The organism is Pseudoalteromonas sp. BZK2 (assembly GCF_014349195.1).
In the GTDB taxonomy this organism is placed as follows: domain Bacteria; phylum Pseudomonadota; class Gammaproteobacteria; order Enterobacterales; family Alteromonadaceae; genus Pseudoalteromonas; species Pseudoalteromonas simplex.
Genome location: NZ_JACSOG010000036.1, coordinates 33,124 through 40,484, shown reverse-complemented (window position 1 = coordinate 40,484; position 7,361 = coordinate 33,124). Strand labels below are relative to the sequence as shown.

7 protein-coding genes are annotated in these 7,361 nt (G+C 40.0%); 1 reads left to right on the top strand and 6 read right to left on the bottom strand.

Annotation, left to right across the window (positions count from 1 at the left end; translation table 11 throughout):
• A partial coding sequence (locus BIZ38_RS18055) for a hypothetical protein (RefSeq protein WP_187490925.1) occupies positions 1 to 312 on the top strand: 312 nt, incomplete at its 5' end.
• A gap of 266 nt (positions 313 to 578) precedes the next feature.
• Here the strand turns inward: BIZ38_RS18055 and BIZ38_RS18050 are convergent.
• The 6 genes from BIZ38_RS18050 to BIZ38_RS18025 form a co-directional block, all read right to left on the bottom strand.
• A complete protein-coding gene (locus BIZ38_RS18050) occupies positions 579 to 1,340 on the bottom strand; it encodes an ABC transporter ATP-binding protein (protein WP_187490924.1) in 762 nt (253 codons plus the stop codon).
• Between the two features lie 14 nt (positions 1,341 to 1,354).
• Positions 1,355 to 2,305 carry an iron chelate uptake ABC transporter family permease subunit gene (locus BIZ38_RS18045; protein ID WP_187490923.1) on the bottom strand — a complete coding sequence of 317 codons (951 nt, stop codon included), beginning with the start codon at positions 2,303 to 2,305 and terminating at the stop codon, positions 1,355 to 1,357.
• Positions 2,298 to 3,257 carry an ABC transporter permease gene (locus tag BIZ38_RS18040; RefSeq protein ID WP_187490922.1) on the bottom strand — a complete coding sequence of 320 codons (960 nt, stop codon included), beginning with the start codon at positions 3,255 to 3,257 and terminating at the stop codon, positions 2,298 to 2,300. Before BIZ38_RS18040 ends, BIZ38_RS18045 begins: the two co-directional genes overlap by 8 nt.
• A 110-nt stretch (positions 3,258 to 3,367) precedes the next feature.
• On the bottom strand, positions 3,368 to 4,285 hold the full coding sequence (locus BIZ38_RS18035) for a siderophore ABC transporter substrate-binding protein (protein WP_187490921.1): 918 nt from the start codon (positions 4,283 to 4,285) through the stop codon (positions 3,368 to 3,370).
• Between the two features lie 30 nt (positions 4,286 to 4,315).
• Complete coding sequence (locus tag BIZ38_RS18030) at positions 4,316 to 5,335, bottom strand: MBL fold metallo-hydrolase (RefSeq protein WP_187490920.1); 1,020 nt, start codon at positions 5,333 to 5,335, stop codon at positions 4,316 to 4,318.
• A gap of 50 nt (positions 5,336 to 5,385) precedes the next feature.
• On the bottom strand, positions 5,386 to 7,338 hold the full coding sequence (locus BIZ38_RS18025) for a TonB-dependent receptor domain-containing protein (RefSeq protein WP_222938074.1): 1,953 nt from the start codon (positions 7,336 to 7,338) through the stop codon (positions 5,386 to 5,388).
• Positions 7,339 to 7,361: the final 23 nt, after the last annotated feature.

The window sequence follows — 7,361 nt, the reverse complement described above, 5'->3', positions numbered from 1 at the left end:
AGAACCTTTGTAATACCAAATTTTTACAGTGTAAAAGTATTGATTGAGGAAAAGTATAGCTATAGACCAGGTTATTATAAGGTAATGTTTACAACACCTAAAGGATACGAGTCTATCGGTGATTTATATCATCCTCATGAAGAGTTGTATGCTAATACACAAATTCAAATAGCTTTTAAGAAAGTGGAAAACGGTAAACCGGTGAACTTTTGGTTTAGTCCCATTCAATATAAAAACAAGCTAAATTATGATGAAGAAGGCACCGATATTTATCAGATGGCCCAACTCTCAGAGTTCTGGCATGGCTGTTAGTTATTAAGTTAGCTTGGTGTGGAGAGGAATAAAGTTTCATACTAAACAGTCAAGTAACCCTGTTCGTACCGTTCTAAATGATACGTAACCCCAAAAAAGATTCATACTAATTTCTACAACCAAGTCTGTATCGGGCTGCCACTGCGTATTAAAGTATCATACTGGTTTCTTCATCACAGCCCCAACCAACGCTTTCAAACTCGTTTTTGGACATTTATGAGTTAGAGCCGAAGGATAGCTCTGTGCCAATAGCGGATTTCTATATACTAGCTTTTGAAGTATAAACAGACCTTTTTGCCAGCAATATCTTTGATGGAAAATGGTATCTCATAAATAGATTCCATTATTTCTTCTTTTACGACGTCATCTACTTTTCCCGCACATACCACTTCACCTTTTTTCATCGCGACAATATTGTCGGAATAACTTGCGGCAAAGTTAATATCATGGATAACGATAACAACAGCTTTATCAAGCTCTGCGGCTAAACGATGTAATGTCTGCATTATTTCAACAGAATGTTTGATATCTAGGTTGTTTAACGGCTCATCTAAAAATATATAGTCAGTGTCTTGCGCCACAACCATAGCAATAAATGCCATTTGGCGTTGACCGCCACTGAGTTCATCTAGATATCTGTCTTTGATGTAGGTGATATCTAACTCGTTTAACGCATTATCAATGATCTCATTATCATTATCAGTTAAACGACCTTGTGAATGTGGAAAACGGCCAAAGGAGACAAGCTCTCTCACCGTAAAGCGCATATTGATATTATTAGACTGCCTTAATACAGCCAAGTGCTTGGCAAGCTCTTGACTATCCCATTGGGCAAGTAGCTTATCACCAATGAGTACTTCACCAGCGTCACTTTCTGTTAAACGACTAGCCATCGACAATAAGGTGCTTTTACCCGCACCGTTAGGCCCAATAATGGCGGTTACTTCACCTTTCGGAAATAACGCATCTGCGTTATTTACAACAAAAGTATCACCGTATTTTTTTGATAATCCTGTTAACTTAATCACAACTGTCTCGGAACCTAATTAATTTTATTGCGAAGGAGTAACCACATAAAATAACTCCCCCCCACCAAATTGATAATAACGCTAATTGTAGTTTGGAAAGTCAGCACCTTTTCAACAAACCATTGCCCAGATACTAAAAGCAATACCGCCAATAAACTGCTCGCGACAATTAGAAAGCTGTGCTCAAAGCGTTTAAATAGCTCACGCGTCAAACTCACCGTGATTAAGCCAAAAAACAGCACAGGGCCAACAAGGGCTGTCGCAATCGCCACCATAACAGTAATAACTATCATCATCTGCTTGGTAAGTCGTTTCGTGTTTATGCCAAGGCTTGTTGCATTGTCTTGTCCTAACCATAATACATCGAGCTTTCTTGCTGAAAAAAACAAATAGGCAAAACATAGTGTCAGTGGAATCGTACTCCAGTAGACCAATTCTGCATTGATATTATTAAAGCTGGCGAACATAGCGCGTTGAATAACAGCAAACTCGTTTGGATCAACTAACATGGTTAAAAAGCCTGTGAGGCTGTTAAATAAGCTGCCACAGACTACGCCTATTAATAACAAAGTGAATATATTGCTACTACCGCGCTTAAAGTAAAAATGAAATAAGGTGAGTGAGAACCCGATCATTACGGCTGTTGATACTAAGAAATTTGGTATGGCTTCTATCACCAATACACTCGCCATGCCAAATATCACAACAATTATGACTTGCACCAATAAATACAAGCTATCAAAGCCTAAAATTGAAGGGGTAAGAATTCTGTTATTGGTAATGGTTTGGAACACCAAAGATGAAGCCGAAATTGCCATAGCCGCTAACACAATTGCCAGCACTTTCGGTAAACGAAGTGTTAAGAAAAATTGATAATTGTCAGAGTTTAGTCCTTGCCCAATAAACCATGCAATACTTGTAAAACATGCCAATAGTAAGATGGCGACTTTTATCCAATCACACATTGGCTTTATCCTTAACAACCAGATAAATAAATACCACGCCACCAAAGATACTAATAATCATCGAAATTGGCATTTCATACGGAAAAATGATCAGTCTGCCTAGAATGTCGCAACTCAATACTAAAATGACGCCCCAATAGGCAGTCCAGGGCAGGATTTTTTTCATGTTATCGCCCATAAACAGCGAAACAACATTTGGTACGATCAACCCTAAAAAGGGAATAACACCGACAATCATCACAACACTTGCCGTACTAATCGCGATAAGCACAACGCCGATAAACACAACCTTTTGATAATCAAGACCAATATTTTTAGCAAAGCTTTGGCCGATACTTGCGGCGCTAAACTGACTAGCGTAGTAATAAGCCAAAATACAGGCGGGCACAGCTAAAAACAAAATTTCATAGTTACCCTGTAAAACACTGGCAAAGTTAGCAACACTCCATGAAGACATGGTTTGTACAAGGTCGTGTTTATAAGCAAGAAAAGTGGTCAATGCGGAGATAACATTACCGTACATAATGCCGATTAGTGGCACGAGTACAACATTTTTGAATTGAATTTGCTGTAAAAAACGCACAAACAGCAAAGTGCCAAAAACAGCAAAGCCAAAAATAACCGCTAGATACGACCACTGAGATGCTTGCTGTAAAAGAATTAAACCTACAATATAGCCCAGCAGTGCACAATCGATGGTGCCCGTTGTTGAAGGAGATGCAAAACGGTTTTGCATGATTTGCTGCATGACTAAGCCCGCGATACTCAAGCCAGCACCTGCTAGCACAATTGCAATAAGTCTTGGAATGCGTGAAATCACATAAATATCATAAGCGTGCTCGTCGCCAGAAAACAAACCTGCAAATGACACATCAGAAGCACCTAAAAGGAGTGATGTCAGCGCTAAGGTAAAAAATAAACTGGCAGCAACTAGCTGCTGTTTAGTGACCATGAAATACTCTATAAAAACGACCCCTCCACTGTTTTTTTTAAGCAATGAAGGGCTTTGTTGAACGGTTAATTTGTTATTAAAAAACAAATTTAATTAAAGGCTCTACTCAACTAGTGCAGTGCTTTCTCAGCATCTGCCACCATCAACTCAGTAGCCGTAATCCCACCCGTTGAAATATACCAAGCGTTAGAGTCGATAAATATTAGTCGGCTGTTTTTTGCCGCAGGCGTACCATTAACTAGCGGGTTGTTAAACAGTGCTTTCGCCTTTCCTGAGCTTCTGCCAATAGCTTGCTCTCTATCCATAACAAACATAACATCGGGTTTTACATCGGCAATGTACTCAAATGAAATCAAGCTGCCGTGATTACCTTTAATCGGTGCGATATTTTCACTGGTTGATTGTGCGAAGTTAAATTCATCAAATATCAGAGAAAAACGACTACCTTTATTGAACATCGCAAGGTTATTACCATTATTCATTATCATCAGTGCTCTAAGTTGTTGCTCTGTAACTTTTTTACCTAGGTTATCAATCTTAACTTGCACTTGGTTTATCAAATGCTCAATTTCAGCTTCTTTATCAAACAGCTTACCTAACATTCGCCAATTTTTTTGTGCGTCTTGCCAATAGTTTCCGCTGTCGATATAAAACATTATCGTTGGTGCGATTTGTTTAATATCGTCATAAATTTTAAGCATTCGGTTTTCTGCGATAATCACATCTGGTTTTAGCGTGAAAACTGCTTCAAAATCAGGCTCCGCTGTTGTCCCCGTATTTTGAGTAGAGTGCTTATAGTCGGCTAAATAGTTAGGTAGCAGTGAGTGTGGCGCACCAACGGGTTTTATTCCTAATCGGTCTAATACATCTAAGCTAGCATTACCCAATACAACAACGCGTTTTGGTACTCCGTTAAATTTAGCGGTGCCTTTTAAGTGTTTAATCGCGATTTCTTTGGCAGATACTGTATTTGTGGAAAGCGCAATAATCGCTAAGAAAGATAAAAATAATTTGAAAAAGTTTTTCATAAATAAAGTTTCACATCGGAGTTGATCTGTTTACTTCTTTTGTTGCTTGATTCTTAACACTTGTGCTTGGGTACAGCTTGCTAGCATATCATAGGCCTTAGCCACTGCGTCTTGACCTTGAACAAAAGGGTGCGGTTGATCTTTGCTATGCTCAGCCATTAGCTTGAATTTTTCTCTAGAGCCATCTCTAGTTGGGTGATTAGACAAAAAGACATCGACACCTTGCGCCTTGGTTATGTTACCAAAACGAGAGGCTGCATCAGTATAAGATTGAATACGAGCCAAATCTGGGCCGTAGTTTAGCCCTGTGCCCCCCCAAAGGCTGACCATGTGTTTTTTACCATTATCAAATACTGGAAAAATAAGCGAAATGGTGCCTGGTGTATGGCCTGGCGTTTCATAAACCTGCACTTGAGTATCACCAAGTGAAATGGTTCCACCATCTTTTATGGTAATGTCGCGCTTAGGCATAGGCCCCCAACGCGAGCTAAACACGGTTAATTTATTGTTTTCCATGCGTGACCACGCAACATCACTCATCACTACTTTAGTTTTATAATTGCTGACAAAGTGTGCTTGACCGCCATAGTGATCGCCGTGCTCATGGCCGATGATTAAATACTTGGTATCTGCTGGATTAAGGCCTAATGCAAGCATACCTTTTTCAATGTACTCTTTGGCTTGCCTTACCGTATTAAGTGCATCGATCAGAATTAAACCGTCACTGGTTTCAATTACCCAACTAGAAACACCACCAGTTCCGACGTAGTAAAGATTATCAAACACCTTAGTGGCAGGGATCCCTGACGAGTGTGACTTGCCACTTTTTTTCTTTTTACCTGAAGCACTATTGCGTTTACGCTTTGACAAATCGCGAATTTCAGATTCAATATCACAAAGGTTGGTTAAACCTGGAAATAGCTCTGCATGTGCCATACCTTTGCTAGCAAAATGTTTAGCTGATTGAATTGTTTTTTCTTCTGCTTTAACTTCAAAAGCTAGTGCTGTTAAGCTAGCTACAGAGAAAAATAAGAACAATGCGTTTTTCATGTTAACCTGTTTAAACCTTTCACTACCGTTTATTAGTTAAATCAAGCGATTTAGAAAGAAGTTACAACTGATAACCATAAACGGCGACCATCTTCTTTATAACCGTAATCTTCAGCAGTAATTTCCTTATCAAATAAGTTATAAATGCCTGTAGATAGTGTGAACATGTCGTTTATTTTCCAGTTTACGCCCATGTCCATATTAGTTAATGACTTCGCAACGATTGAACGTGAATCAACGGTAATTGGCTGACTGTCTTTACCGCGATGTGTCACTTTTGCCCAAGTGTTAAATGACTCACTTACTTGCCAATTTACACCTAGGTTTGCTAAGTGCATTGGAACTTGTGTTAACGGTTGACCTTTATTATCACCCGATTTTTGCTCTGAGTCGCTGTAAGTGTAGGCAGCGTTAATTGATAACGCATCTGTGATATCAGCCGTAATCGACGCTTCAACACCCGATACTGTCGCTTTATCGAGGTTCTCATATTGACGCCCCTTTGGGTCACCGCACTTTTCAACAGGACACGTTGTTAAGTTAGTTTTACCTTCAAAGTCATTATAAAACGCAGTTACTTGGGCAACTAAGTTGTTTTCGCCTGTGTAGTAAACACCAATTTCATTGTTTAATGACGTTTCTGGCTCTAAATCAGGGTTACCGTAAATGTCACCACCACGGCTCTCTTGTACCCACTCAGGTGTCATCGCGCGAATATTTGGTGCACTGTAGCCTGTTGAAACGCCACCTTTTAGCACCCAGTTATCAGCTAATGACCAAACACCGTATAACCGGTAGCTAATGTAAGAGTCAAAAATTTCGTTATCGTCATAGCGAAGGCCTAAAGTGATCGCTAAATCGTCTTTGGCTTGCCACTCATTGTCTGCAAAAAATGCCCATTGATAGTTAGATATCTCGGTTGCTTCAGCGCCGTTACCAAAATCTTCTAAGTCTTCATTTTCGTACGAAACACCCGCAACAATCGCATTTTGGTCAAACACAGTAGACCACTGTGAATTAAACACTAAATTTTCAATCGTAATTTCACGACCAACGTTTTCAACTGTTTCTTGTTGAATAAAACTTGTACCTGTCGCCCACAAATAGTTACCCGTATGAGCAAGTGAGAAAGACTCTCGGTTACTGTTTCTTTCGGACTCTCTACGAGCAGAATCTACAGACTTACCTTCTGTTGTATAACGCTTTTGGTCTTGTTTTGCGTAATCAAGGGTGAAACGATCTGACTTAGTTGGCATAAAGTGTAATTCAGCGCGGTAGTTTTCCATTTCTTTACCACCATAGCCGTCAATAATTTCATCTTCGTCACGCTCTTGTGTCATTGCTGTCAATGAAGCTGATAGCATGTCTTTTACGATTGGCATAGCAAGATAAACTTGTGCTTGTTTATCATTACCCGCATCACTGTCTTCTTGAACAATCGTTTCTAAACGAATATTACCTTGAAACTTTTCAAAGTCTTTACGCGTAATAATGTTAATTACACCGCCAATGGCACCAGAGCCATACAGCGTCGCCATTGGCCCACGTACAACTTCGATGCGCTCAATAGCGTCGAGTGGTGGTAACCAATCTTGCTCCCAGCCTGCACCGCTGCCACTTGGCTGCGTTTCTCGGCCTGATTGCTTTTTGCCATCAACTAAAATCGCGGTGTACTGACCATTCATGCCACGTAATGAAACATCTTTACTCGCGCCACCACGAGTAAGGGTAACACCAGGTATATCGCGTAAAGCATCGGTTAGATCTTTATAAAAGCCTTTTTCAATATCAGTGCGACCAATTACGCTAATTGACGCGGCTGCTTTAGATAAAAGTTGCTCACGACCAGCAGCAGTAACAACGATAGTTTCCATTTCGTCTATGTTAGCTGCGTTTGTATCAACTGCCTGAGCATTCGCGTGAAGGGTAAGTGCTGGGCAAAGACTAAGTGTTGCGAGCGTGCTAGCCACTTTGCTTAAAGAAAAAGGTTTAGTAGATGTCATTAGGTAGAAGCTTTAAAATCAAT